This is a genomic window from Flavobacterium sp. UBA6195 (assembly GCF_002422095.1).
Taxonomy (GTDB): domain Bacteria; phylum Bacteroidota; class Bacteroidia; order Flavobacteriales; family Flavobacteriaceae; genus Flavobacterium.
This window is the reverse complement of the sequence record NZ_DITB01000001.1, coordinates 1-26,614: the sequence shown is the minus strand read 5'-3', so window position 1 is coordinate 26,614 and position 26,614 is coordinate 1. Positions and strand designations below refer to the sequence as shown.

The window sequence follows — 26,614 nt, the reverse complement described above, 5'->3', positions numbered from 1 at the left end:
ATCGATTAGAAAGAGCTTCAAAAAATAACATCACATTAAAAATTAAAAAATGGATTTAAATTTACTATTAGAAAACTTAACTAATCCCGCTTTACTTTATTTTATCTTAGGAATTATAGCGGTTTACTTAAAAAGCGACTTAGAAATCCCAAATAATTCTTCAAAATTTATATCGTTGTATTTGCTTTTTGCCATCGGTTTTAAAGGAGGGCAAGAATTATCGCATGAAACTATAAATAGTGAAGTTATTTGGTCCATGCTGTTTGGAATTTCAATCGCTGTAATAATTCCACTTTATACTTTCTTTATCTTAAAACGTAAATTGAATGTATATGATGCGGGAGCTATTGCTGCTGCTTATGGATCTATTAGTGCGGTTACTTTTGTAACTGCTGTTTCTTATTTAGAATCACATCAATTAGAGCTTCATGGTTATATGGTAGCTATTATGGCACTTATGGAATCTCCAGCTATAATTATAGGATTGGTATTAATTTCGCTATTCAATAAAGAACAAACCCAAAAAATAAATAAATTAGAAATTTTAAGACACTCGCTAACAAATGGTAGTGTGCTATTGATTTTAGGTAGTTTGATAATTGGATTTTTAGCCAATGCCAAACAAGCACAAGGAATTCAACCTTTTACAAATGATTTATTCAAAGGATTTTTAGCAATTTTCTTGTTAGATATGGGAATTACGAGTGGTAGAAAATTAAAATCGTTTTTTGCACATGGCTGGTTTCCCTTTGCTTTTGCTTTAGTAATTCCGTTGGTAAATGGAGTAATTTTTGCTTGCTTGAGTGGTTTTGTCACTGATGATATTTCAAATCGATTTATTTTTGCGATATTGGCGGCGAGTGCTTCTTACATAGCAGTTCCGGCAGCAATGAAAATAACGGTTCCGAAAGCTAATCCCGGGTTGTTTTTACCTATGGCTTTAGCAATTACATTCCCTATAAACATAACAATTGGGATGCCTATTTACTTTTATATTGTGCAACATTTTTAAATTTTATTAGTTTGAATTTTAAGTGTTTTATTGTTTTTTGATTGATATATTAGATTTAAAATTTTTTTATTTCAATAAAAATAGTACATTCGATAAACTTTAAACAAATTTTTATGAACTCAGAAAACAATGTGGTAGTTTCTTATGCAACTGATGCAGATAGAGCTACCTTTTTTAAAAAGACGTATAGTCATGTTGCGTATGCTATTTTAGCTTTTATGCTAGTAGAATCTATTTTATTACGAATTGTTCCAATGGAATGGATTTTAATGATGATGGGCGGTAAATTCGTTTGGTTGTTTATTTTAGGATTATTTTGGTTAGGATCTACTTTTTCAGACCGATTGGTTTTTCATCCAGATAGAGACAAACAATATTTAGGCTTAGGTTTGTATGTTTTGCTTGAAGCTATTATTTTCTTGCCAATGATTGCTATGGCAGTTTTATATTCTGGTAGCGAAATGATTATGCAAGCTGCGATTATCACATTGTTCATGTTTTCAGGCTTAACTGCAGTAGTTTTTATGACAAAAACGGATTTCTCATTCTTAAGAACAGCAATCACTATCGGTGGTTTTGTAGCTTTAGGAGTTATCGTTGTAGGAGCTATTTTCGGATTTAATTTAGGATTATGGTTTTCTGTTGGGATGGTGGTATTAGCTTCTGCTAGTATTTTATACCAAACAAGCCAAATTAAAGACCAATTCAGTACTGATCAATATGTTGGCGCTTCATTACAATTGTTTGCTTCTATTATGTTATTATTTTGGTATGTATTACGAATTTTAATGAGTAGAAAATAATTGATTTTCAATTTATATTTAAAACCCTGAAATACTAAATATCAGGGTTTTTCGTTTTAAAGCAAAAGTTATTTTATGCGAATAGTTTTACTTGTATTTAGTTTATTTCTTTTTGCTTGCCAATCCAACGAAACCCAAAAGTTAACCGTTGGAATTCAACCTTATGGTATATTTCCTGAAGATAAAACCGATACCATAGCTAAAGCAATTGCTGATTTTTATCAGATTAAAACAGTTGTTCTTCCTGCCAAAGAATTGTATAAAGAAGCTTTTACAGAAGTGAAATCGCCACGCTATCGAGCGGATAAAATGATTAATTTTCAAAAGAAGAATAAATCAGATTCTTTAGATTTTGTACTGGGATTAACTTCTAAAGACATTTCTGTAACTAAAAAAGACAAATGGGGAAAAATAAAAACCCCAACCTACAAATATGCCGATTGGGGAATTATGGGTTTGGCGTATTGCCCAGGAAATAGTTGTATTGTTTCTACGTTTAGGATTCAACATTCCAATCCAAAAACACATTTTACTCGTTTTAAAAAAGTAGCCGTTCATGAATTTGGACATAATTTAGGATTACCACATTGTCCTGATAAAACTTGCGTTATGACGGATGCTGTAGAAAGTGTAAAGACTATTGATAATGCTAAATTGGCGTTGTGCAATGACTGTAAAAATCTATTAAATTAATTCTTCTTGTAATTTATCATAACAAAGATTACAAGTATAGCTGGAATTAATAAAACAAACTTTAAAGAAAAAGTTTTTAGTATTAGGATTGTAATCAATCCCAATACTAAAAATCCTAAAATGTAAAGAATTCCTTTTTTTAAGTTTTGTTCAAAATAGCCATCCACTAAGTAAAAGAGCAGTGGAATAATTGATAATACTGAAAGGATAATGATATTCATTTATTAATACTTCCCACTCAACAATTCACCACCAATCGCTGATTTGGCTTCGATTCCTAATTTCTTCATCATTTCATACGTCGTACAAACTGCTGCTGAAGTAACAGGAATACCGCATTCTGCTTGAATCAAATCGATAGCTTCTAAAGAAGGCATTTGTACACAAGCGGAAGCTACTAAAACATCCACATCGGTTAAATCTAATTGTTTGTAGATTTCCAATAAATTCATCGGATTTTGAGCCGCTACTTCTAAGTTATCAGGAATTTCTAAAGCAATGCTTTGTTTTACTTTAATCCCTTGATGTTCGATATAATCTACCACTTTGTCTGTTAAAGGACGCATGTAAGGCGTAATAATAGAAATTTGTTTCGCACCCAAAACTTTCAATCCATTAATCAAAGCACCAGCCGAAGTTACAATAGGAGTAGGGAAGTCATTCGCCACTGTTTCATGGTGTAAATTCACTTCCGAAACGCAATGATAACCGCGTCCCATACTCATAATGGCTACTAAACAAGCGTAACCCATTACGTCAACGTGAGCATCGGATAATTCTTGCGCACATTTCAAACTCATGGCATCCATAGCTTCCAATTCTTCTTTGGTTACTTTTTTCATGCGCATTCTACTGCTGTGAAACGTAAAACGTTCAGGTAAAATCGTTTCACGCGAGCGGAAAATTGCTGGTATTTCGGTTTCCATCGTTACGTTTGAGGATGGAACTATTTGGCCTATTCTAAATTTCATGTTTAAAAGTTTAAGGTTTAAAAGTTTAAAAGTTGTTCAAAAACTGAACACTTAAAACTGTTTACTGAACACTAAATCTATATTTCTTTAATCGTATTCACTATTGTGCCAATTCCTTCCACAGTAGCTTCCACCACATCTCCATTGTACATCCATTCTTGTGGGTCACGACCGGCACCAACACCTGCTGGAGTTCCGGTTGCTATTATATCGCCTGGTTCTAAGGTGAAAACGGTACTTAAATCTTCAATTAAATCGTTGATGTTGAAAAGCATGAATTTGGTGTTTGAATTTTGTTTTTCAACTCCATTAACTTTTAATGATAAATTCAAGTTGTGTGGGTTTTCAATTTCGTCTTTTGTTACGATTACAGGTCCCATTGGAGCGAATGTATCTTGTCCTTTAGAAACAATCCATTGTCCTTCACGACGACAATCACGTGCTGAAATATCGTTAATTACGGTATATCCAAACACATAATCTAATGCTTCAGATTTTGGTACGTATTTCCCTTTTTTTGATATAATTACCGCTAATTCACATTCCCAATCCAATTGAGATGTAAGTTTGGTATTTTTGATAATTTCGGTATTGGTAGCTGTAACCGTTGTTGGTGGTTTTGAGAAGATAATTGGTTTGGTTGGAAGTTTTCCAGTTGTATCTAACGTACGAGCGCTTTCTGCAACGTGTTCAGTATAATTCAACCCAATTCCAATAATGTTTTTTCTTGGTTTTTCGATAGGAGCTAAAATGGTTACTTCATCCATTTCATAAGCGATTTCTTCGAAAAAATTCTCAGGAGTTTCTGCAATCATTTCAGTTATTTCTGCAATGATTTCGAAGCCCATGTCAATTAATTCCAACATATCATTAGGTAACGGGAAATTGGAAATATCTCCAAAATCCTGCATGTCGATTACTTGTTTGTTATGAATGAAGCCTAAACGTGGCTCGGTGTCTTGAGTTTTGTAAGTAAGTAGTTTCATATTCTTTAATTAAACGCAAAGTTCGCAAAGTTTTTTGTTGTGATTGCTTTTTGAACTTGATATTGTTATTGAATTTGTTGATGTCCGTTGTTATCTGTTAATTCTCTTCCTTGATATAATCCTAAACCTTCAATTACTGGTAAATCATTGAAATTGAATAAGCAAGCATCTTCTGTTTCGGATAAGTTGTGATGTTCGTGCCACGCCCAACTCGGAACGCAGAAAATATCTCTTTCTTTCCAATCGAAACGTTTTCCGTTGATGATGGTGTAACCTCTTCCTTTGGCGCATTGGTACACAAATGAACCTGTGTGTTTATGTGCTTTTCCTTTGAAACCTGCTGGTAATAATTGCATAGCTGCTCCCATAGTTTGCATTACATGACCACCAGTTAATGGATTGGAATATTGCATAAAAATCCCATCAAACGGATTGATTTCTGTTACTTTTTGTGCTTCCAATAATGCTGGATACACCTTTTTCCAAGAAAATTTAAATAAAGGGGAATACGGTTTGTCCCAAACTTTATCGGCAGGAATTAAACCTGCGCAACCGTAAGCAATTGGAGAATAATTTAAAGGAGCAATTAATTCTTGTTTCCCTTCTAAAACGGCATAATCATTGGCTTCTAAAGCATTCACTAACGGAATATCCAAACCATCTTGCCAAATACACGTTTTTCCGCCTTCTTCTACACCATGTTCATGCCAAGTGGAATTAGGAGTAATGACAAAATCGTTTACTTCTAGCATGATTTTATTACCATCTACAACCGTATAACCTTTTTCGCCTTCCATAATAAAACGTAGGGCAGAAGCACGATGACGGTGTGCCGAAGTAAATTCACCTGGACGTGTAACTTGAATTCCAGTATATAACCAACCCACAGCAGCTGAAACGTCTTTTCTTTTATCATTTACCAAATAAACTACGCGTCTTCCTGCTTGTTCAGGAGTTACCAATTCCGATGATTTTAGCACTAAATCACGTAAATCGTCATATTTCCATAACATAGGAACAGAGGTAGAACGTGGTTCCCATGGTTCAATATCATTAGCGACTGTCCATAAAGCACCTGCACCAAGTGTTTCTAATTCTTTATAATATGCCTTAAGTTCATCAGAGTCTTGAACTCGAGCTCTTCCGTAAACATCGTCTGAATAGTTGTTTTCTTCCATAATTTTATGTTTTAATTGGTGACTTCGAGAGCCTCAGTCACCAATTATTTATCTTTTATTAAACTCTTCATGATTATCAATAAACGTAATTTTTCGAGTTGGAGCCGTGTTTACTCGTAAATCGAAAATATCAAATCGGTTGTAATGCCCTAAAATATCGTGCATTTGTTTGGGTTGGATGCATTTTGCTAAATCAATTTCGGCATACACCATTCCTTCTTCGTCAATAAGTGGTTGTCCGATGACAGCTCCATTAGGACCAATAAATCCTGAAAAAGCAGAGCTTTTTCTATCCAATAATTCATCTACATTAGGAACATCAGCACGTAAAGCATCTTTTATTTCTTGCGAAACGGTCGAACACGAAACAATCGTAAATAATTTCCCTTCAAACGAATGTGCAGCGGCACGAATTTTAATTGCTTCCGCCATATCATAATCGGGTGGCGCTACAGGCAATGAAATGTAATTCGCAATGTGAATCAATTCGCCTTGAGAAAGTAGCGTAAAACGGGCTAATGTATTTGTGTTTTCGCCACAAGCTAAAGTTCCGATGGGACCAATTTCTGTATTGTACACTTTTAACGAAGAACCATCACCTGAAGACCATGTTAGTTTTTCGGCCCATGTTGGAACTAACTTTCTGTGTTTTCCAACGATAACGCCTTTATTGTCAATAATCAAATTCGTATTGTAAATTTCGCCATAGCTTTTACCGCGCTCGTTGATTCCCATCACAATATGAATGTCGTTATCTTTAGCAGCTAAGCAAAGTTTCTTAATTTCTGAACCTGCAACGTCAACCGAATTTTTATATAATTCTTCATACCATTTACTACCTTGAACGGGTGTCATAATCCAATTCCAATACGGATATCCAGCTAAAAAAACCTCTGGAAAAGCGATTAATTTGGCTCCGTTATTGCTCGCTTCTTTAATGAAAGAGATAGCTTTATCCACTGTTTTTTCTACATTTAGAAATACAGGAGAAGTTTGAACGGTTGCGGCTTTGAATTTTTTGAATTCCATAGTTATATAATTACGAATTTAAAATTACGAATTATGAATTGAAACGAGATTAGATCGTAATTCATAATTGGTAATTCATAATTTTATTTTTCATTTCTTCAGTGAAAGGTTCGGCTTTGATGCCATTTCTTTCTGGGTTGAAAGCTACGTTTACTAAGGTAACTTCGCCTTCTAAAACGGTATTTTCTGCTTCATTTACAAACTGAAATCCGCAAAGAATAGAGGAGCTTTTTAATTCTTTTACCCACAATTTTTTGGTTAAGATTTCGCCTAATCTTGCTGCATTTTTGAATTGAATTTTTAAATCAACCGTTGGAATCCCGTTGGTTTCGTGCATTTTTGAAAAAGGACGGTCTAAGGCTTCTTCAAACCAATCTTCTACTAAACAATTTAGCATTTCTAAAAATCGGGGATAAAAGACAATTCCAGCATAATCAACATGTTGGAAGCGTACTTTTTCTTGTTTTATGAATTCACTCATTATATATGTCTTGATATTATTTCAACTTAAATCTCTGTATTTTTCCAGTCTCCGTTTTTGGTAAGCATTCCACAAAATTTATTACTCTTGGGTATTTATACGGAGCTGCTACTTCTTTGAACCAGTGTTGAATACGATTTTTCATCACATCTGTCGCTTTAGATGTGTCATGTAACACAATATGCGCACAAACCAGCATTCCTCGTTCTTCATCGGGTAAACCAACAACAGCACATTCCAAAATAGCTTCGTGGGTTAAAAGTACGGATTCTACTTCAATTGCCGCAATATTATAGCCCGAAGAAATAATCATGTCATCGCCACGTGCTACAAAATGGAAATAACCTTCTTCATCTTGACGGAAAATATCACCTGTGATGTTCCAACCGTTTTCAACATATTCGCGTTGTTTGTCTTCTCGGTTTAGGTATTTACAACCTGTAATTCCTCGAACGGCTAGTTTTCCAGCTTCGTTTCTTGGTAATTCGTTACCTTGTTTGTCTATGATTTTAGCTTCGTAACCCGTAATCGCTTTTCCTGTAGCGCCTGGTTTCATGTTTTCTTCATTGGACGAAATAAAAATATGCAACATTTCGGTAGCACCGATTCCGTCTATGATTTTTAAACCCGTAGTATCATACCAATCTTGCCAGACTTTTAATGGTAAAGTTTCGCCAGCAGATACACATTTTCTCAAACTTGAAATATCATAATCTTGCACTTTTGTGGTGATAATGCGCCAAGCAGTAGGGGCGGTGAAGCAAATCGTAATTTTAAAATCCTGAATCGCTTTTAATAATAAATCTGGACTTGGTTTTTCTATTAGAAATGTGGAAGCTCCGAAATACATGGGAAACAACACCAATCCGCCCAAACCAAATGTAAATCCTAAAGGTGGACTTCCTGTGAAAATATCGTTTTGTGTTGGTTGGAGCGAATATTTTGGAAACGCTTCACAAATATTTAAAATATCTTTGTGATAATGTGCTGTCATTTTGGGTAATCCTGTAGTTCCAGAAGTGAAGCCAATTAAAGCAATTGAATCGGATTTTGAATGATAGTTCTCGAAAGTTTTAGGTTTAGAAGCCATTAATTCCTCTAATTGCGAATTTCCATAAAAACACGTTTGTTTCAAGAAATCCGATTTTACCAAATGGATTTCTTCTTCTAATTCCTTATCGCACAATACATGTGAGATTTCGGCACAATCGATTATCGTTGTTAATTCTTTTGAACGAAGCAATGGCATGGTTGCCACGACAATTCCACCCGCTTTTAAAATAGCGAACCAACAAGCGACCATCATCGGATTATTAGCCGAACGAATCAAAACACGATTGCCTGATTTCAAGCCTAAATCATCCACCAAAACATGTGCAATTTGATTTGCTTTTTCAAACAAATCTCGATACGTCCAAGTTTCCTCAAAGGTGCGAATGCAACTATTATTTCCACGACCTTCTCGAATATGACTATCTAGCAATTTATCCACGCAATTCAACATTTCTGGTTGTTGGAATTGAGGTAAATCCAAAAAGGTGTATTCTGGTTGTAATTCCAGAGATGGTAAGCTATTGTGAGCGAAATTATCCTTCATTAATTACGAATTTTAAATTACGAATTACGTAACGTTTTTTGAATGGAACCAATTATTCTAAGTAACTCATCAACATCTTTAAGTAAGCTGTCTGCTTCTTCAATAGATAAATAATCAGTATCTTTTAATAATCTAATCCAATAATGTGTTTCTCTTGCTTCTTTATAGGATATGGTTAATTTGGCGAAAAAATCTTTTCCTGATTGTCCTCCAATAGCTTCTTCAATATTAGCTCCAATTGAAGTTCCACATCTTAGAAGTTGTTTACTTAAAACAAATTCCTTTTTTTGTTCAGATAAATATTTAAAAACCTTAATTATTCGGACCGCAAATGCGTAACTTTTTATTTGTACAACATTATCACTTTTCATAATTCGTAATTTCTAATTCGTAATTATTTACTTCTTATTGCTTTTCGGTTTTAATGCTTTTTTCATGCCTTCCATTTGTTTTCTTTCTGAAGCTTTTAGTGGATACAAATGCGAAACGCCCATTTTGTATGGATTTGGAATGTCATTTGCTCGAAATTGTTCGTAGGCTTGAGCATTTCTAACAAAATTAGCGTCTAACAATAAAGGTCTTCCTAAAGCGACTAAATCGGCTCTTCCGTTTAAAAGAATGGTATTGATTTGGTCAATATCTTGAATGTATCCAGCGGTTATCGTTGGAATATGAACGGTATTTCGAACAGCATCTGAAAAAGGAGTTTGCCACATTCTACCCGTTAATGGTTTTTGACCTGCGACTGTATTTCCTGTTGAAACATTGATGATATCCGCTCCAGCATTTTTGAATGCAGTTGCAATAGTTATTGCTTCTTGTTCTGAAATTCCGTTTTCTGCCCAATCTGTTGCTGAAATTCGCACCGAAATAGGTTTTTCAGATGTAAATACGTCACGAATGGCTTTAAAAACTTCTAATGGATATTTTAAACGGTTTTCTATGCTTCCACCAAATTCATCCGTGCGAATGTTAGTCAATGGCGACAAGAAAGAAGCTAATAAAAAACCGTGATGCGCTTGTAATTCAATCATATCAAATCCAGCATCGTCTACATTTTTAGCTGCTTGAACGAATTGTGCTTTGATTTCCGCCATATCTTCTAAAGTCATTTCCTTTGGAGAGGTGAAATTTTCATTGAATGGAATAGGAGATGCGGAAATTAAATCCCAAGGCGTTTCCAATGGACCGTTGCCTTCCCAAGGTTTTTTAGTAGCGCCTTTTCTTCCAGAATGTCCTAATTGAATTCCGATTTTTGTTTCTGTATTATTATGAATGAAATCCGTGATTTTTTTCCATTGATTTAATTGTTCTACATTGTATATTCCGGCACAACCTTCTGTGATTCTTCCAGTTTCGGAAATGGCGGTCATTTCGGTGATGATTAATCCTACACCTCCAGTAGCGCGGCTTCCGTAATGCACTAAATGCCAATCAGAAACTAATCCGTCTGTAGCGGAATATTGTCCCATTGGCGCCATAACGATGCGGTTTGGAAGTTCTAGTTCTCTTAATTTGAAAGGAGTGAAGGCTGCAGAAACAATCTCAACTTCGCTCGATTTGACAAGATTATCATTAAACTCTTTTAGAACTTTATTGGTAAATGATTTATCTCTCAAATGTAAATTCTCATACGTCACTTTTTTAGATCGTGTCATACAACCAAAAGCAAATTGTTGGAATGGATGTTGCATGTGACGGTCCATATTTTCGAACCAATCCAAAGAAACGACTGCTGCATATTGAATCATTTCTACCGTATTTCTTCGGGTTTTATCGTATTGTTCGAAAGCAGCTTGCACATTATTTGGATTCGCAATTACAGCATCCGATAATCCGATAGCACAATCCATCGCTAATTTAGTTCCTGAACCAATAGAATAGTGGGCTGTAGCTTTGGCATCGCCTAGTAAAACAATGTTGTTGTGAAACCATTTTTCATTCGTTACATGTGGAAATTGACGCCAATGTGATTTGTTGGAAATTAACGGATGTCCGTCTAATTCTTCTTTGAAGATTTCAGCAATTTTTGCCATCGTATCGGCTTCATTTGTCACTTCAAAACCATGTTTTTGCCAGGTTTCGTCTGAACATTCGAAAATCCATGTACTCATACCTTCTTCATATTGATAGGTGTGAGCTACAATGGTTCCGTAAGGTGTGCTTCTGAAGAAATAAGTAAAAGCATCTAAAGGTTTTGTGGAGCCTAACCAAACGAATCGGTTTTTCTTTAATTCGATTTTGGTTCCGAATTCTTTTTCATATTTCGTACGAATAGCACTCGCAATTCCGTCTGAAGCTAAAATGATATCCGAATCAGCGAATTGCGATAAATCATCAACATTTTGTTCGAAATGAAGATTTACACCTTGTTCTATGCAACGCTGTTGTAATAATTGCAATAGAGTTTTACGAGAACACCCGCAAAAGCCATTTCCAGCAATATTAACCGATTCACCATCACGAGCTACGATAATATCGTCCCAATAGGCAAATTTGCTTCGAATTAATTCATATGATTGCATGTCGCGTTTTAGGAATTCACCTAAAGTTTCATCTGAAAATACGACACCAAACCCAAAACTATCATCGGGTTTATTGCGTTCGTAAATATCGATTTGGCAATGTGGCATTGCTTTTTTTGTTAATATCGAAAAGTAAAGTCCGCCTGGACCACCACCTATAATTGTTATTTTGAGCCCCCTAACCCCCGAAGGAGGAATTATTGCTTTCATATATTTATTGTCTTTTAATTGAGAATATTTCTCCTAATTTACTGTAATTGGAACCTGCTAAACGGGCAACAGGTTTGTATGTGTCTAAATTGATTCTGTGATTTTCCATTAATATAGAATCGTCCATATGCATGGTAATGATTTTACCAATGATAATACAAGCGCCGCCATTTTGATGATTTTCAATAAAATAATGATGTACCATTTCGCACTCAAAATGTACTAAGCTTTCTTTTACTCGTTTTGGCTTGATGTAAATGGAATCAATAGGAGTAACGTTTGCTAATTCAAATTCGTCAACATCAGTAGCTACGCTTTGAGAAGTGGTGTTCATTTGTTCTACAACTTCTTCGGTCACTAAATTAACCACGAATTGTTTATTATCTAATATGTTATTTAAAGTGTCTTTGTTTTTGTTTCCTGTTCGAACGGTGGAAAACATGACGTGTGGTGGATCTTCGCTCACCACATTAAAGAAAGAAAAAGGAGCAAGGTTGTTGATTCCTTCTGTATCAATTGTTGAAATCCAGCCTATTGGTCTTGGAATTACAGTACCTGTTAAAAGCTTGTATAAAGCGGAAGATTCTGTATTATTAATATCGAATTGCATGGTTTTGTGTTGTTTTTACAAATTAAATAAAATAACTATACTTTTTCACAACAAAAATGGATTTTTTTTCATTTTATCAAAATTAAAAATGTAGCGATTTAAAGCTAAAATTATACTATTCATAATTTTAAAACCTGAAAATTGCAATAAGTAAAAAAATAAATTGAAATTTTTATGATATTATTTTTTGTATATTTTGCAAAATTAGTATATTTATGCAAAAATTATATATATGGAGATTTTATCCTGTCCAAAATGTCAAAGTGACAGTATTGTAAAAAGTGGTATTATCAAAGATAGACAGCGCTATTTGTGTAAATCGTGTAATTATTACTTCACTGTCAATAAATTAGGAAAAAAGATAGATGATTACTATGTAACGAAAGCTTTGCAATTGTATTTAGAAGGTTTGAGTTTTAGAGAAATTGAGCGAATCATTGGTGTTTCGCACGTTTCCATTAGCAATTGGGTAAAAGAGTTTAAGATCAAGAAACCACCTCATCCTAATTATCATCCTACTTATAAGATTTTTAAGCACAATGAGTTGGTAGAATTTTTACAAAACAAAGATCAATTATCGGGAGCTGGTATGATTATAACTGAACTTGGAGATAAATTTATGCTCATAAAATGGGAACGTTTTAAAGATTAGCTATACGTTTTAACAAAAATATATATTGTAATTTTTTTCATTAACATAATTTTAGAATTTGGTGCTGCAGAAATGCATAACTAACCAAAATTAAATTATGAAAAAATTACTAACTATTTCAGGATTATTTTTATCTCTGCTAGTATCCGCTCAGGGCTCACCTGATTATGGAGGAGGTTTAAAATTCAACTTAAATCCAGAAGGAACCAAATACATGCGTTTTATTGCATGGAATCAAGTTTGGCTTCGTTCAACCGATTTGAATCCGGGTTCGATGATTGGAGACGAAACTGTTTCTAGTCATGAAGATGCAGGCTTACGTCGTTTGCGATTATTAGCTTATGCACAAATTTCTCCCCGTTATATGATTTTGACTCATATAGGGATTAACAATCAAACTTTTATTAATGGTGGTGCTTCAGGTTCGGCTGGAACTGGTGGCTATGGCGCTGGAAAAAAACCAGGTTTATTCTTTCATGATGCATGGAATGAATACGCATTAGTATTACCTAAAGAATCAAAACCTTTTAGTTTGTCAGTTGGAGCAGGTTTACATTATTATATGGGATTATCTCGTATGACCATGTCTTCTACCTTAAACTATCTAACGGTTGATGCTCCAATTTTCAACTGGCCTTTAATTGAAAACTCCGATCAGTTTGCAAGACAAATTGGAATTTTCGCTAAAGGGAAATACAATAAATTAGAATATCGTTTTAGTATCAATAAACCTTTTGCAACAAATCAAACACCAACTAATGTTACGGATGCAAGTATTGCTAAAGCTGTTGATAATAACAACACTACACAATGGTCTAAAGCAGGTTATGTGGAATATCAATTCTTTGATAAAGAAGCTAACTTTTTACCTTACAAAGTAGGAACTTACTTAGGAACTAAAAGAATGTTCAACATTGGAGCTGGTTTTTATAATGCGCCAAAAGGAACACAAACTTCTGTAAATGGAGTAATTAAAGAACATGCGATTAATTTATTTGCTGGAGATGTTTTCTTAGATATGCCAATTGGTGCTAAAGAGAAAAAAATGGCAATTACAGCTTACAGTGTTTTCTATAATTATGATTTTGGTCCTAATTATTTAAGAAACCTTGGAATTATGAATGAAGGTGTTGTTGATCCTACTTTTACAGGTTCACCAGCATTAGCGGGAGCAGGAAATTTACAACCAATGGTAGGAACAGGAAATATTTGGTACACACAAGCGGGTGTTTTATTACCAAATAAAAACGAAAAACCAAAAGTGAGAATTCAGCCATTTGGAGCTTATACTTATAAAAACTTTGATGCTTTAGAAAAAGCAAGTAGTCAATTTGATTTAGGAGCTAACTTTTTCTTAGATGGTCACCATGCTAAAATTACTACGCAATATTCAACGCGTCCAGTTTATTCAGCAGTTGACAAAATTGATAATTACAAAGGTGAATTCATCATACAATTACAAATCTATTTATAACAACTAATAAAACTATTCATTATGAGTGATCAAAAACACGCTACGGCATATTGGAAGGAAAATTTAAAATACCTTCTGATTTTATTAAGCATTTGGTTTCTATGTTCGTATGGAGCTGGAATTCTTTTTGTAGACCAATTAAACGCAATCAAACTTGGTGGGTTTCCATTAGGATTTTGGTTTGCACAACAAGGATCAATGTATGTTTTCGTAATCTTAATTTTTGTCTATGTTCGTTTGATGAATAAATTAGATAAAAAGTATGGTTTTGACAACGATTAATTTAACTTTTAACTATTAAAAATCATGGATGTAAAAATTTGGACCTATATTATTGTAGGAATTACGTTTGCTATATATATTGGAATCGCTATTTGGACTAGAGCTGGTTCTACAAAAGAATTTTATGTTGCTGGTGGTGGTGTTTCACCAATGGCAAATGGTATGGCAACAGCTGCCGATTGGATGTCTGCCGCATCTTTTATCTCAATGGCCGGAATTATTTCTTTTGCAGGTTACGATGGAGCTGTTTATTTAATGGGTTGGACTGGAGGATATGTACTTTTAGCATTGCTATTAGCGCCTTATTTGAGAAAATTTGGAAAATTCACTGTGCCAGATTTCATTGGAGATCGTTATTATTCAAAAACTGCACGTTCAGTTGCTGTTTTCTGCGCTTTGATTGTATCTTTTACTTATGTAGCTGGTCAAATGCGTGGAGTAGGGGTTGTATTTTCAAGATTCTTAGAAGTTGAAATTAACACGGGTGTAATCATTGGAATGGTAATCGTACTTTTCTACGCAGTGTTGGGTGGAATGAAAGGAATTACATACACTCAGGTAGCACAATATTGTGTATTGATTTTCGCATTTATGGTTCCAGCAATTTTCATTTCAATTCAAATGACAGGTAATCCAATTCCACAATTAGGTATGGGAAGTACTGTTGCTGGTGGAGATGTTTATTTATTAGATAAATTAAATGGTTTATCAACTGAATTAGGTTTTGCAGAATATACTGATGGTTCTAAATCTATGTTAGATGTTTTTGCTATTACTTTAGCTTTAATGGTTGGTACTGCAGGATTACCTCACGTAATTGTTCGTTTCTTTACCGTTAAAAATGTAAAAGACGCACGTAAATCTGCTGGTTTAGCTCTAGTTTTTATCGTTATTTTATATACAACAGCTCCTGCAGTATCTGTTTTTGCAAGAACTAATTTAATCGAAACTGTAAGTAATAAAAACTATGCAGAAATGCCTCAGTGGTTCAAGAATTGGGAAAAAACAGGACTTTTAATGTTTAATGATAAAAATGGAGATGGAAAAATTCAATATGTTAAAGGTGATGCTTTTGTATTGAAAGATGGAAAACCACAAAAAGACCAACCAAATCCAGAAAGTGCTAATGAATTATACATCGATAACGATATTATGGTATTAGCAAATCCAGAAATTGCAAAATTACCTAACTGGGTAATTGCATTAGTTGCTGCTGGAGCTTTAGCGGCTGCGTTATCAACTGCTGCTGGTTTGTTATTAGTAATTTCAGCTGCTGTTTCTCACGATTTAATTAAGAAAATGGTAAATCCAAATATCTCTGAAAAAGGTGAGTTATGGTCGGCACGTATTTCTGCTGCTATAGCGGTTGTTGTAGCTGGTTATTTCGGAATTAATCCTCCAGGTTTCGTTGCTGCAGTTGTAGCATTAGCATTCGGATTAGCGGCTGCATCTTTCTTCCCTGCAATTATTTTAGGAATTTTCCATAAGCGAATGAACAAAGAAGGCGCTGTTGCCGGAATGGTTGTAGGTATGGGCTTGATGTTATACTACATGGCAAAATACAAATTAGGATGGATTGGTGAAATGCCAGACAAATCTGAATGGTGGTTTGGAATTTCTCCTGAAGGATTTGGTACGGTTGCTATGATAGCTAACTTTATTGTAGCTTTAGTGGTAAGTAAATTTACTCCAGCACCACCTCAAGAAGTACAAGATATTGTTGAAAATATCCGTATACCTTCTGGAGCGGGTGAGGCAGGAGCTGCTCACTAATTCTAAAATAAATATAATTTATAACTCTGCTCTTGTTTTTCGGGAGCAGAGTTTGTATTTTTAAAAATTCTAATAAAAATTAGCCTTCAAAATGAAAAAAAGACATCAACAGAAACTAGTAGTTTTATCATTGTTACTTTTATTGGTATTGAATTTACCAATCGTTCTGCTATTTGATAGTGCTGATAATGTATTGGGATTTCCAGTAATCTATATTTATATTTTTTCTGTTTGGTTGTTTTCAGTATTAATGTCTTGGATTGTAGTACAACGTTATTATGAATAGTGCTATTTTATTACTTATTTTATTAGGCTATTTGGGTATTCTTTTTTTTATTGCGCATTGGGCAGAGAAAAAAGAGAACATCAAATGGACAAATAATTCGTATATATATTCCTTGTCTTTAGCAGTATATTGTACCGCTTGGACATATTATGGAAGTATTGGAGTAGCAGCAAATTCTGGTTTAGGTTATTTGCCTATTTACATCGGACCTATCATTATTATTCCTGCTTGGATTATAATTTTAAAGAAAATCATTCGTATTTCTCGTGTAAATAAAATTTCAAGCATTGCCGATTTTATTTCGCTACGTTACGGGAATAGTCGTTTTTTAGGTGCGATTGTAACTGTAGTTTGTTTGGCAGGAATCTTACCTTATATAGCCTTACAATTAAAAGCAATTTCTGAAACTTTTCACATTGTAACCCAAACCAATACAAGTTCTTACATTTTTGATGATACCACAACTTATGTAGCCATCGCTTTAGCCTTATTCGCTTCTTATTACGGAACACGTTATGTAGATGCCTCTGAAAAACGTAAAGGAATAGTCACTGCAGTTGCTTTGGAAAGCGTGTTGAAATTAGTTTTCTTCCTAATCGTTGGAGTTTACGTAACATTCTTCGTTTTTGATGGTTACGATGATATCTATGCAAAAGCGTCACTTTTAGAAAACTTCAAAGAAAAAAACACCATCGGTGGATTGGAACAAGGGTTGAATTGGTTCTTTTTGAGCATGGTTTCGCTTTTTGCTATTTTCCTATTACCTAGACAATTTCAAATGTCGGTAGTGGAAAATAATAGAGAACGACATATAAAAACTGCTATTTGGTTGTTTCCATTGTATTTATTGTTGTTTAATATTTTTGTATATCCAATAGCTTGGGGAGGAAATGTATTATTTGATGGTAAAAATGTAAATGCCGATACATATTCGCTTTTAATTCCTCAATTATTCGATAATAAAATCTTAACTGTTTTAGTTTTTCTTGGCGGATTTTCAGCAGCAATATCAATGATTGTTGTTTCAAGCATTAGTTTGTCAACTATGTTAAGTAACAACTTATTAATCCCGTATACTTTTTTAGGTAAATTGAAGAATGAAGAACAAATCATCAACAACAAAAAGATTGTCAACATTCGTAAAATCGGAATCTTCTCTCTAATTATAGCCGCGTATTTCATTTACCGATTCTTCGCATTAGATTACAGTTTGGTTTCTATTGGATTGATTTCGTTTGTTATTATTGCTCAATTAGCACCAGCATTTTTTGGAGCCATTTTCTGGCGAAGAGGTTCAAGATTAGGTGCTATTTATGGCATTTTAATCGGATTTATTATTTGTATTTATACTTTGTTATTGCCTTATGCTATTGGGTTAACCAATGATGAAAGTTCTTTTGTTACCGAAGGTTTTATGAAAATTAATTTGTTAAAACCTTTTCAACTTTTTGGATTGGATTATTTGCAACCGGTTCCACATACTTTTTTTTGGAGTATGTTATTTAATACATTGACATATTTCGCGGTTTCAGTTAGTTTTAAAGGAAATTATCGCGAACGCAATTATGCAGAAATGTACGTTGATATTGATAAATATAGCACAAATCATGAAAATGCTTTCGTATGGAAAGGAACCGCTTACACACGTGATATCGAAAAAGTTTTAATCCGATTTTTAGGTGAAGAACGAACTAAACGCGCTATGAACATCTTCAATTTAAAGTACAACGTAGATAAAGACCAAGAATTGGCTGATGCTAGATTAGTAAAGTTTGCTGAAAATTTATTAACGGGTCATATTGGAACGGCTTCTGCCCGAATATTAATTTCAAGTGTAGTGAAAGAAGAAAAAATCACGTTACCAGAAGTATTAAAAATTCTAGAAGAATCGAAAGAAAACATCACAATCAACAAAAAATTAACAGAAACTTCAAACCAACTCCAAAAAATCACTTTCGAATTACAAAAAGCCAATGAAACATTGGTTAGAAAAGACGTTCAAAAAGATGAATTTTTAGACACCGTAACACACGAACTTCGTACGCCAATTACAGCCATTCGTGCAGCAAGTGAGATTTTGCATGATGATGATGAAATTCCAGAAGAATTACGAAAACAGTTTTTGCAAAATATCATTTCGGAATCTGACAGATTGAATCGTTTGATTGATAAAATTTTGGATTTAGAAAAATTCGAAACTGGAAAACAAACCATTCATCCGAGTGAAAAAAACTTAATTGCTACAATTGAACATTCGATTGAACCGCTAAAACAATTGATAAAAAACCGAAATATCAGCGTTTATGTCGAAAGTAAAGACACGGTTTTGGCCTATTATGATGAAGATAGAATCATTCAAGTAGTGACTAATTTACTATCAAACGCCATAAAATTTTGTCCAGAAACCGATGGTTTAATCACCATTCAAGTTAAAAAGAAAGATAATTTTATAGAAACTTCGGTGCAAGACAACGGAAAAGGTATTAATCCTAACGATTTTGACGTTATATTTGACAAATTTTATCAAGCATCCAACCAGAATTTCAAAAAACCTGTTGGTAGCGGATTAGGATTGGCCATTTGCAAACAAATTATAGAACATCACAAAGGGAGAATTTGGGTACAACCAAGTGTAAAAGGCGCTTGTATTGTATTCACTTTACCCATAAAAAATATTGAAAATTAAAAGACCATGAAATCGCTAACAATAAAAAGTTTGTTGAAAACAAACACCTTTAAAAATAAAGCGATTACATAAGACCTTTAAAAAACAATAAGAAAAACTTATGAAAAAGATTTTAATTGTAGACGACGAACCAAATATCGTAATGGCACTTGAATATACGTTCAAGAAAAGCAATTACGAAGTTTTTATAGCACGCGACGGACAAGAAGCTTTAGATATATTAAAAACCAATTTTCCAGATGTTATCATTTTGGATATCATGATGCCAATGGTTGACGGTTTTGCCACATTAGAACAAATTAGAAGCGATGCTAATTTACAACATACAAAAGTGATGTTCTTATCTGCAAAAAACAAAAAAAGTGACATTGAAAAAGGTTTAGCTCTTGGTGCAGACGCTTACATGACAAAACCGTTTTCGATTAAGAAAGTAGTGGAGAAAGTGGAGGATTTGTTGGGATAAATTATAAAATAGCAACTATGAGTAAAGTTTCAATTCTAAATAAAATTAATGATTTTACAATTAAAAGAAAATATTGCAAAATTTCAAGAATTGTCAATAAAGAAGAATTGAGTTCTAAAACAGGTTACATCGTTGATTTCTCCAATGATTTCGTTCTTTTTAAAGAAGTTGACGATTTTTTCGTTAGAGGTTTTTTAGTTTTTCCAATTCATCAAGTTTCTAAAATTAGGAGAAATAAAAATGATGTTTTCTTCGATAAGATTTGTAAATTGGAAGGCATAAAAGATTCAATTAAAAAGCCAAATATTGAATTAAATAATTGGGAAAGCATATTTAATTCTATTCATAAATTAGGATTCAATGTAATTATTATAAATGAAATTTCTGAACAAGACTCATTTGATATTGGTCCAATATTAAAAGTAACAAGCAATAAAGTTGTTACAAATTATTTTGATGCTACTGGTAAATTTGACGAAGATTTTACTGAAATTCAATATTCTGATATAACTCATATTGATTTTGACGATATTTATACCAATACGATTTCAAAATATTTAAAAAATAAATAATCCAAATCAAGAATCATCTATATCTATTTAGCAACATTAATTTATTTGGCATTATTTTATTTTCTACATTTACTAAAGAAAATAAATCACATAAATTGAATAATACAAATGAATTATTGCGATATTTATAATAAAAGTATTACTTCTTCTGAAGAATTCTGGAAGGAACAAGCGAATCAATTAGAATGGTATAATTTACCATCGAACATTTTATCAACCGATAAAAATGGTTATCCTTTATGGTTTACAGATGGAAATTTAAACGCTTGCTATCTTGCCGTTGATAAACACATTCAAGATGGTTATGGCGAACAAGTAGCTATCATCTACGATTCACCCGTTACGCAAACTGTAAAAAAGTATACATTTAACGAAGTTAAAACCGAAGTAGCCAAATTAGCTGGAGGCTTATTGTCATTAGGTTTAGAAAAAGGCGATACAGCTGTAATCTATATGCCAATGATTCCTCAAGCCGCATTCGCTATGTTGGCTTGCGCAAGAATAGGAGTAACGCATTCGGTAGTTTTTGGAGGTTTTGCACCACATGAACTTGCGATTCGTATCGATGATTGCGAGCCAAAAGCTATCATCACCGCTTCATCAGGAATTGAAATCGACAGATTAATTGCTTACAAACCTTTAGTAGATGAAGCTATCGAATTAGCGAATCATAAACCTGAAAAAGTAGTCGTTTTCAATAGAAAATTAGGGGCTAGAGTTCCCTTTAAAAAATACGATGTCGATTATGATGCTTTAGTTTACGGGTCGGAAGATACGCCATGTGTTCCTGTAAATTCAACGCATCCATTATACATTTTATATACTTCTGGAACCACTGGAAAACCAAAAGGAATCGTTAGAGATACTGGTGGTTATGCTACCGCACTTAAATTTTCAATGCAACATATTTATGATGCAAAAGAAGGTGATGTTTTTTGGGCAGCTTCAGATGTGGGTTGGGTAGTAGGACACAGTTATATCGTTTACGGACCATTAATTAATAGAAACACAACTATTTTATTCGAAGGAAAACCTATCCGAACTCCTGATGCGAGTACGTTTTGGCGTGTTATTGCTGAGCATAAAGTAAATGTTATGTTTACCGCTCCAACAGCCATTCGTGCCATCAAAAAAGAAGATCCAAACGGCGAATTTATCAAACAATATGATTTGAGTAGTTTACGAATTCAATTCTTAGCAGGTGAGCGTTGCGATGTTGCGACTTTAGAATGGTATCGCGAACATATTCCAGTTCCCGCTATCGACCATTGGTGGCAAACAGAATCAGGTTGGCCGATGATTGCAAACATGATGGGAGTGGAGTATTTACCAATAAAACCAGGCTCAGCAGGAAAAGCAGTTACAGGTTATGATATTCGAATTTTTGGAGAAAATGGGCAAGAATTAGGTCCAAACGAAGAAGGTTACGTAGTTATCAAATTGCCATTGCCTCCAGGAACTTTATTAGATCTATGGAAAGATAACGAACGTTTCAAAGCAGGGTATTTGAATAAATTCCCAGGCTATTATTTCTCTGGTGATGGCGGATTTAAAGACACTGACGATTATATATACATCACAGGTAGAGTAGATGATGTCATCAATGTAGCAGGTCACCGACTTTCAACTGCTGAAATGGAAGAAATTGTAGCATCTCATCATTCTGTTGCTGAATGTGCTGTTATTGGCATTAATGACGAATTGAAAGGTCAAATTCCATTGGCATTAGTGGTAGCAAAATCAGGAGAAGATATTGAACATTTCCAATTACAACATGAAGTGGTGCATTTAGTGCGTGAACAAATTGGAGCTGTAGCATCCTTACGAGATGTGGTTATTGTACAACGTTTACCTAAGACACGTTCTGGAAAAATTCTAAGAAAAATGATGCGAAGCATAGCTGATGGTGAACAATTCCAAATTCCATCAACTATTGACGATGAAGCTATTATCGATGAAATCAGAGAAGTTTTAGAACATGCTAGAATTGGTTGTTTTAAGTAAGATTTTAAGCTAATTATTATTCACTTTTCACTAATCACTTAACTATATCTATTTAGCAAGAAATTATAAAATTCTTAAAACAGATTGGTTATCTTTACATTATCAATTAAAAATAAAGCTAAAAAATGAGTTATTATAAAATTAAAGATTTAGAGAATTACTTTAAAATGTATAAGAAATCGGTGCGCGAACCAAGAAAATTTTGGGATCGTATTGCCGATGAGAATTTTACTTGGTATCAAAAATGGGACAAAGTTTTCGAATTTGATATGCAAGAAGCCCAATTCAAATGGTTTTTAAATGCGAAAGTAAACATCACTAAAAACTGTATAGACAGACATTTAGCAAAACGCGGTGATAAAACAGCTATTATTTTCGAACCAAATGATCCTAGCGAAGCAGCGCAACATATTTCTTATAACGAATTGTATGTAAGAGTTTCAAAATTAGCCAATGTTTTACGTGAACAAGGAATCAAAAAAGGGGATAGAGTTTGTATATACTTACCAATGATTCCAGAATTAGCTGTTGCCGTTTTAGCTTGTGCTAGAATTGGTGCGATACATTCAGTTGTATTTGCAGGATTTTCTTCTTCTGCCGTTGCTGCTCGAATCAATGACAGCGAATGTAAAATGGTCATCACTTCTGACGGAAGTTACCGCGGAAATAAAGCTATTGATTTAAAAGGAATTGTTGACGAAGCTTTAGAGAAATGTCCAAGTGTTGAAACTGTTTTGGTTGTTAAGAGAACCAATACGGAAGTTAACATGAAAGAAGGAAGAGATTTATGGTTACAACCTTTAATGGATGCCGCTGTTGGAAATAATGTAGCTGAAATTATGGATGCGGAAGATCCTTTATTTATTCTGTATACCTCAGGTTCTACTGGAAAACCTAAAGGAATGGTACATTCTACTGCAGGTTATATGGTTTACACCGCTTATACTTTTAAAAATGTATTCAATTACGAAGAAAATGATGTTTATTGGTGTACCGCTGATATCGGTTGGATTACGGGTCACTCTTATATTTTATATGGACCACTTTTAAATGGTGCAACAACTGTAATTTTTGAAGGAGTTCCATCTTATCCAGATTTCAGTAGATTTTGGGAAGTAATTGAAAAACATAATGTTACCCAATTCTATACGGCACCTACTGCTATTCGAGCTTTAGCAAAAGAAAGTTTAGATTATGTACAACGTTTTCCGTTAAGTTCATTAAAAGTTATTGGTTCAGTAGGTGAGCCAATTAACGAGGAAGCATGGCACTGGTACAATGACCACGTAGGAGGGAAGCGTTGTCCGTTAGTAGATACTTGGTGGCAAACTGAAACTGGAGGAATAATGATTTCACCAATTCCTTTTGTTACACCAACAAAGCCAACTTATGCTTCGTTACCATTACCTGGAATTCAACCGGTATTAATGGACGAGTTGCGTAATGAAATCGAAGGAAATCAAGTAACGGGTGCTTTATGTGTTAAATTTCCATGGCCTTCGATGGCGAGAACCATTTGGGGTGATCATCAACGTTATAAAGAAACCTATTTCACTGCTTTTCCAGGAAAATATTTCACAGGAGATGGTGCTTTACGCGATGAAGTAGGGTATTACAGAATTACGGGTAGAGTAGATGATGTTATTATTGTTTCTGGACACAATTTAGGAACTGCTCCAATTGAAGATGCTATCAACGAACACCCAGCGGTTGCAGAAAGTGCAATTGTAGGTTTCCCTCATGATATTAAAGGAAATGCCCTTTACGGTTTCATTATCTTGAAAGAAACAGGTGAAGGTCGTGATAGAGTTAACTTAGCAAAAGAGATTAATCAATTGATTTCTGATCAAATTGGTCCGATTGCTAAATTAGATAAGATTCAATTCGTAAGTGGTTTACCTAAAACACGTTCAGGTAAAATCATGCGTAGAATATTAAGAAAGATTGCTGAAGGAGACTTCTCTAATTTTGGAGATATTTCCACTTTATTAAATCCTGAGATAGTGGATGAAATAAAAGACGGTAAACTCTAGTTTTTTAGTTTTATTGGTTAAGAAACTGCTTCAGAAATGGAGCAGTTTTTTTATTTATTTTTGAATTTGAAATACAAAAAACAAAAAAACATATAAGGTATTGTTGAAATTATAATTTTAAAATTAAAACTAATAAAACCAACAGCAAGAAAGATTAGGACAATAGGAGTTAAGGAGATGACTCCAATAAAGTTTAATCTAGAATTAAAATTTTTAAAGATAGCTGCAAATAAAATAAAAGCTTGAGAAGCAAAACCAATTAAAATAATTGGGTGCATAAAATTTTTAATAAGTTGCTCCGTTTTTGTAAAAATTTCATATTCAGCTTGAAAAATAAATGAAGCATTATTCGGCCATTCTAAATAACATAATTGAAAACTTAATATTAATCCTATATTAATTATTTGTCTCATTCTAGAAAATTAAATTTCCAATTTTTTTTTCAGTTTCAAAAAAAGTAGAGCCGTAATAAATGCATCACCACTAGCTGTATGTCGATCTGATTTTTTTATTTTATAAATATCACACAATTCATCTAACGAAGCATGTTGTTCGTAAGGTAAATATTTGAGCTTTTGATACATTACATCCGTATCCATTGCTTGATTTTTCAAAGTACCAACATTCAAACGATCTAAGGCTTGGTTTATCATTTCAATATCAAAAGCTACATGATGCCCAACTAATGTTGCATCTTTGATAAATTCCAAAAAACGTATAATTGCTTCAGCTTCTACAATTTTTTCTTCTTTCCCTTCTTTTAATATTCCATGAATAGGCACTGATTCGGGCTTAAAAATGTCTTGTTGAAGAAAAACTTCCATAAAATCTCCAACGATAATTTGATCATTTTGAATAGCCACTGCACCAATAGAAAGAATTCGATCTGATTTATAATCTAAACCTGTAGTTTCACAATCAAAAACTACATAACGTTTGGTTTTACTCTCATTTTCATCAAAACATGACAAATAGGTTTCCCAAAATTTAGGATAATCTTTTACTATTTTCTTAAACCAATTAAACTTCATATTACGTAAAATAAGTTAACTGAAAACGGTTCTTAATCACTTCTTGTATATCGTTAATCGGCTGAAAATCATTTTTAAGTTTTACTTTATCTAACTTTGATAACTCACTTAAAGTCAAATATCTACCATCATTTTTATTTTTCAATCCTTCTTCCGTTCTAAACTTCAATAATTCGGCAAATGCATCGGCACAAGCTTCATAAACGGGTGCATTTTGAGGTTCTAATTCGGCTAATTTTGAATATCTTGAAATTGTATTGGATACATTCTTAATTCCTTTACTTAAAGATAAAATTCGAGCCGCATCAATCAAAGGCATTAAAGCTCTTCCTTTTAAATCGAAAGTATCTTTATGTTCACCATCACTTTCTACTAAAAACTGACGGAAAAAGCCTAATGGTGGTGGATTTTTTAAAGCATCAGCTCCTAAATAAGCAAAAAACAACTGATTATCATTAGTTTCTAAATGAATTGTATTGCTAATGGCATCTACTAAATCTTCGTTTCCGTAAACAAAATCATAATCAAAGAAAATGGTACACATTAAAATTCCTTTTTCACCAGGTGAGGTAATCCATCCTTTAAATTGGTGTTGCCAATCAGTAACCGATTTACACCAAAGTGGATTGCTTGCCATCATTTCGGCTGGACAATAATCGTAGCCAACTTTATTCAACGTTTTCGTTACTTTTTCGGCTAATTCTAAGAAATAATTCTTAACAGCATCATATTTTTCTTCTGGAACATCCTCAAAAACAATGGCGTTATCTTGATCAGTAAGCAAAAGTTGTTCTTTTCTGCCTTGACTTCCCATGTTCATCCAAGCAAATTGGGCTGGAGGAGGAGTTCCTATTTTATCAATGGCTAATTCTATCGCACGTTTCGTTATTGCTAAATTAATTTCACCAACAATTGAAGTAATATGATTTATTGGAATGTTTTTATCAAGTGAATGCTGAATTAAATCAGTCAATTTCTCTCTGACTTCTTTTAAATCAGCTGATTTTTGAGCGCGTTTTGATTGTTTTAAAAGTACTCCAGGATTATTTGCTTGGGCAACCACAATATCATGTTCTGTTATAATTCCTGTAATTTCAGAATCATTTGTTCCATCTTTAGTTACACACAAATGCGAAACATTGTGTTTTAACATCATAATTTGAGCTTCAGCAATAGAAAGATTGTCAGCTACTGTAATTACAGGAGAAGACATTATTTTATCAATAGTAACATCAATAGAATATAATCCTGTAGCAATTTTAG

25 protein-coding genes are annotated in these 26,614 nt (G+C 33.6%); 13 read left to right on the top strand and 12 right to left on the bottom strand.

Annotated features, from left to right (window positions below; all coding sequences use genetic code 11):
* Nucleotides 1-49 precede the first annotated feature (49 nt).
* The 3 genes from B4I81_RS00125 (at nucleotide 50) to B4I81_RS00115 (ending at nucleotide 2,508) form a co-directional block, all read left to right on the top strand.
* Nucleotides 50-1,012, top strand: a complete 963-nt coding sequence (locus tag B4I81_RS00125) for a sodium-dependent bicarbonate transport family permease (protein ID WP_291106143.1) — start codon at nucleotides 50-52, stop codon at nucleotides 1,010-1,012.
* Between the two features lie 113 nt (nucleotides 1,013-1,125).
* Nucleotides 1,126-1,815, top strand: coding sequence for a Bax inhibitor-1/YccA family protein (locus tag B4I81_RS00120; RefSeq protein ID WP_291106141.1), 690 nt, complete (start codon nucleotides 1,126-1,128; stop codon nucleotides 1,813-1,815).
* Between the two features lie 75 nt (nucleotides 1,816-1,890).
* Nucleotides 1,891-2,508: a matrixin family metalloprotease gene (locus B4I81_RS00115; RefSeq protein ID WP_291106137.1), complete on the top strand. Its 618-nt coding sequence runs from the start codon at nucleotides 1,891-1,893 to the stop codon at nucleotides 2,506-2,508.
* A gap of 224 nt (nucleotides 2,509-2,732) precedes the next feature.
* Here B4I81_RS00115 and B4I81_RS00110 read toward each other — a convergent pair whose 3' ends face one another.
* The 9 genes from B4I81_RS00110 to B4I81_RS00070 form a co-directional block, all read right to left on the bottom strand.
* Complete coding sequence (locus B4I81_RS00110) at nucleotides 2,733-3,479, bottom strand: maleate cis-trans isomerase family protein (RefSeq protein WP_291106135.1); 747 nt, start codon at nucleotides 3,477-3,479, stop codon at nucleotides 2,733-2,735.
* 77 nt (nucleotides 3,480-3,556) lie between these two features.
* Nucleotides 3,557-4,465, bottom strand: a complete 909-nt coding sequence (locus tag B4I81_RS00105; protein WP_291106132.1) for a fumarylacetoacetate hydrolase family protein — start codon at nucleotides 4,463-4,465, stop codon at nucleotides 3,557-3,559.
* A 65-nt stretch (nucleotides 4,466-4,530) separates the two neighbouring features.
* Nucleotides 4,531-5,643, bottom strand: a complete 1,113-nt coding sequence (locus tag B4I81_RS00100) for a cupin domain-containing protein (protein WP_291106129.1) — start codon at nucleotides 5,641-5,643, stop codon at nucleotides 4,531-4,533.
* Between the two features lie 48 nt (nucleotides 5,644-5,691).
* Nucleotides 5,692-6,672: a carbon-nitrogen hydrolase family protein gene (locus B4I81_RS00095; RefSeq protein WP_291106127.1), complete on the bottom strand. Its 981-nt coding sequence runs from the start codon at nucleotides 6,670-6,672 to the stop codon at nucleotides 5,692-5,694.
* 61 nt (nucleotides 6,673-6,733) lie between these two features.
* Complete coding sequence (locus tag B4I81_RS00090; protein ID WP_291106125.1) at nucleotides 6,734-7,153, bottom strand: acyl-CoA thioesterase; 420 nt, start codon at nucleotides 7,151-7,153, stop codon at nucleotides 6,734-6,736.
* Nucleotides 7,154-7,169: 16 nt separating this feature from the next.
* Nucleotides 7,170-8,750: an AMP-binding protein gene (locus B4I81_RS00085; RefSeq protein WP_291106123.1), complete on the bottom strand. Its 1,581-nt coding sequence runs from the start codon at nucleotides 8,748-8,750 to the stop codon at nucleotides 7,170-7,172.
* 17 nt (nucleotides 8,751-8,767) lie between these two features.
* Nucleotides 8,768-9,121, bottom strand: a complete 354-nt coding sequence (locus B4I81_RS00080; protein ID WP_291106121.1) for a four helix bundle protein — start codon at nucleotides 9,119-9,121, stop codon at nucleotides 8,768-8,770.
* Nucleotides 9,122-9,148: 27 nt separating this feature from the next.
* On the bottom strand, nucleotides 9,149-11,485 hold the full coding sequence (locus tag B4I81_RS00075) for a bifunctional salicylyl-CoA 5-hydroxylase/oxidoreductase (RefSeq protein ID WP_291106116.1): 2,337 nt from the start codon (nucleotides 11,483-11,485) through the stop codon (nucleotides 9,149-9,151).
* 4 nt (nucleotides 11,486-11,489) lie between these two features.
* A complete protein-coding gene (locus B4I81_RS00070) occupies nucleotides 11,490-12,095 on the bottom strand; it encodes a flavin reductase family protein (RefSeq protein ID WP_291106113.1) in 606 nt (201 codons plus the stop codon).
* Between the two features lie 232 nt (nucleotides 12,096-12,327).
* Between B4I81_RS00070 and B4I81_RS00065 the strand changes: the two genes are divergently transcribed.
* The 10 genes from B4I81_RS00065 to acs all read left to right on the top strand — a co-directional run bounded on the left by B4I81_RS00065 (nucleotide 12,328) and on the right by acs (nucleotide 24,320).
* Complete coding sequence (locus B4I81_RS00065) at nucleotides 12,328-12,747, top strand: IS1/IS1595 family N-terminal zinc-binding domain-containing protein (protein WP_291106111.1); 420 nt, start codon at nucleotides 12,328-12,330, stop codon at nucleotides 12,745-12,747.
* Nucleotides 12,748-12,844: 97 nt separating this feature from the next.
* Nucleotides 12,845-14,221 (top strand): porin, encoded by a 1,377-nt coding sequence (locus B4I81_RS00060; protein WP_291106109.1) that lies wholly within the window; start codon nucleotides 12,845-12,847, stop codon nucleotides 14,219-14,221.
* A 21-nt stretch (nucleotides 14,222-14,242) separates the two neighbouring features.
* Nucleotides 14,243-14,503 (top strand): DUF4212 domain-containing protein, encoded by a 261-nt coding sequence (locus B4I81_RS00055; RefSeq protein WP_073584615.1) that lies wholly within the window; start codon nucleotides 14,243-14,245, stop codon nucleotides 14,501-14,503.
* 24 nt (nucleotides 14,504-14,527) lie between these two features.
* Entirely contained in the window at nucleotides 14,528-16,276 is a 1,749-nt protein-coding gene (locus B4I81_RS00050) for a sodium:solute symporter family protein (RefSeq protein WP_291106105.1), read from the top strand.
* Between the two features lie 91 nt (nucleotides 16,277-16,367).
* Nucleotides 16,368-16,562 (top strand): hypothetical protein, encoded by a 195-nt coding sequence (locus B4I81_RS00045; RefSeq protein WP_194095559.1) that lies wholly within the window; start codon nucleotides 16,368-16,370, stop codon nucleotides 16,560-16,562.
* On the top strand, nucleotides 16,555-19,248 hold the full coding sequence (locus B4I81_RS00040; RefSeq protein ID WP_291106101.1) for an ATP-binding protein: 2,694 nt from the start codon (nucleotides 16,555-16,557) through the stop codon (nucleotides 19,246-19,248). Before B4I81_RS00045 ends, B4I81_RS00040 begins: the two co-directional genes overlap by 8 nt.
* Nucleotides 19,249-19,348: 100 nt before the next feature.
* Entirely contained in the window at nucleotides 19,349-19,711 is a 363-nt protein-coding gene (locus tag B4I81_RS00035; protein WP_291106099.1) for a response regulator transcription factor, read from the top strand.
* A 17-nt stretch (nucleotides 19,712-19,728) separates the two neighbouring features.
* On the top strand, nucleotides 19,729-20,283 hold the full coding sequence (locus B4I81_RS00030; RefSeq protein ID WP_291106097.1) for a hypothetical protein: 555 nt from the start codon (nucleotides 19,729-19,731) through the stop codon (nucleotides 20,281-20,283).
* 108 nt (nucleotides 20,284-20,391) lie between these two features.
* Nucleotides 20,392-22,287: an acetate--CoA ligase gene (locus tag B4I81_RS00025; RefSeq protein ID WP_291106095.1), complete on the top strand. Its 1,896-nt coding sequence runs from the start codon at nucleotides 20,392-20,394 to the stop codon at nucleotides 22,285-22,287.
* A 125-nt stretch (nucleotides 22,288-22,412) separates the two neighbouring features.
* On the top strand, nucleotides 22,413-24,320 hold the full coding sequence (gene acs / locus B4I81_RS00020; RefSeq protein ID WP_291106093.1) for an acetate--CoA ligase: 1,908 nt from the start codon (nucleotides 22,413-22,415) through the stop codon (nucleotides 24,318-24,320).
* 50 nt (nucleotides 24,321-24,370) lie between these two features.
* Here acs and B4I81_RS00015 read toward each other — a convergent pair whose 3' ends face one another.
* The 3 genes from B4I81_RS00015 to B4I81_RS00005 form a co-directional block, all read right to left on the bottom strand.
* On the bottom strand, nucleotides 24,371-24,733 hold the full coding sequence (locus tag B4I81_RS00015; protein WP_291106091.1) for a hypothetical protein: 363 nt from the start codon (nucleotides 24,731-24,733) through the stop codon (nucleotides 24,371-24,373).
* 9 nt (nucleotides 24,734-24,742) lie between these two features.
* Nucleotides 24,743-25,351 (bottom strand): 3'-5' exonuclease, encoded by a 609-nt coding sequence (locus B4I81_RS00010; protein ID WP_291106088.1) that lies wholly within the window; start codon nucleotides 25,349-25,351, stop codon nucleotides 24,743-24,745.
* 1 nt (nucleotide 25,352) lies between these two features.
* Nucleotides 25,353-26,614 (bottom strand): DUF294 nucleotidyltransferase-like domain-containing protein (locus tag B4I81_RS00005; RefSeq protein WP_291106086.1); only part of this gene is annotated, 1,262 nt, incomplete at its 5' end.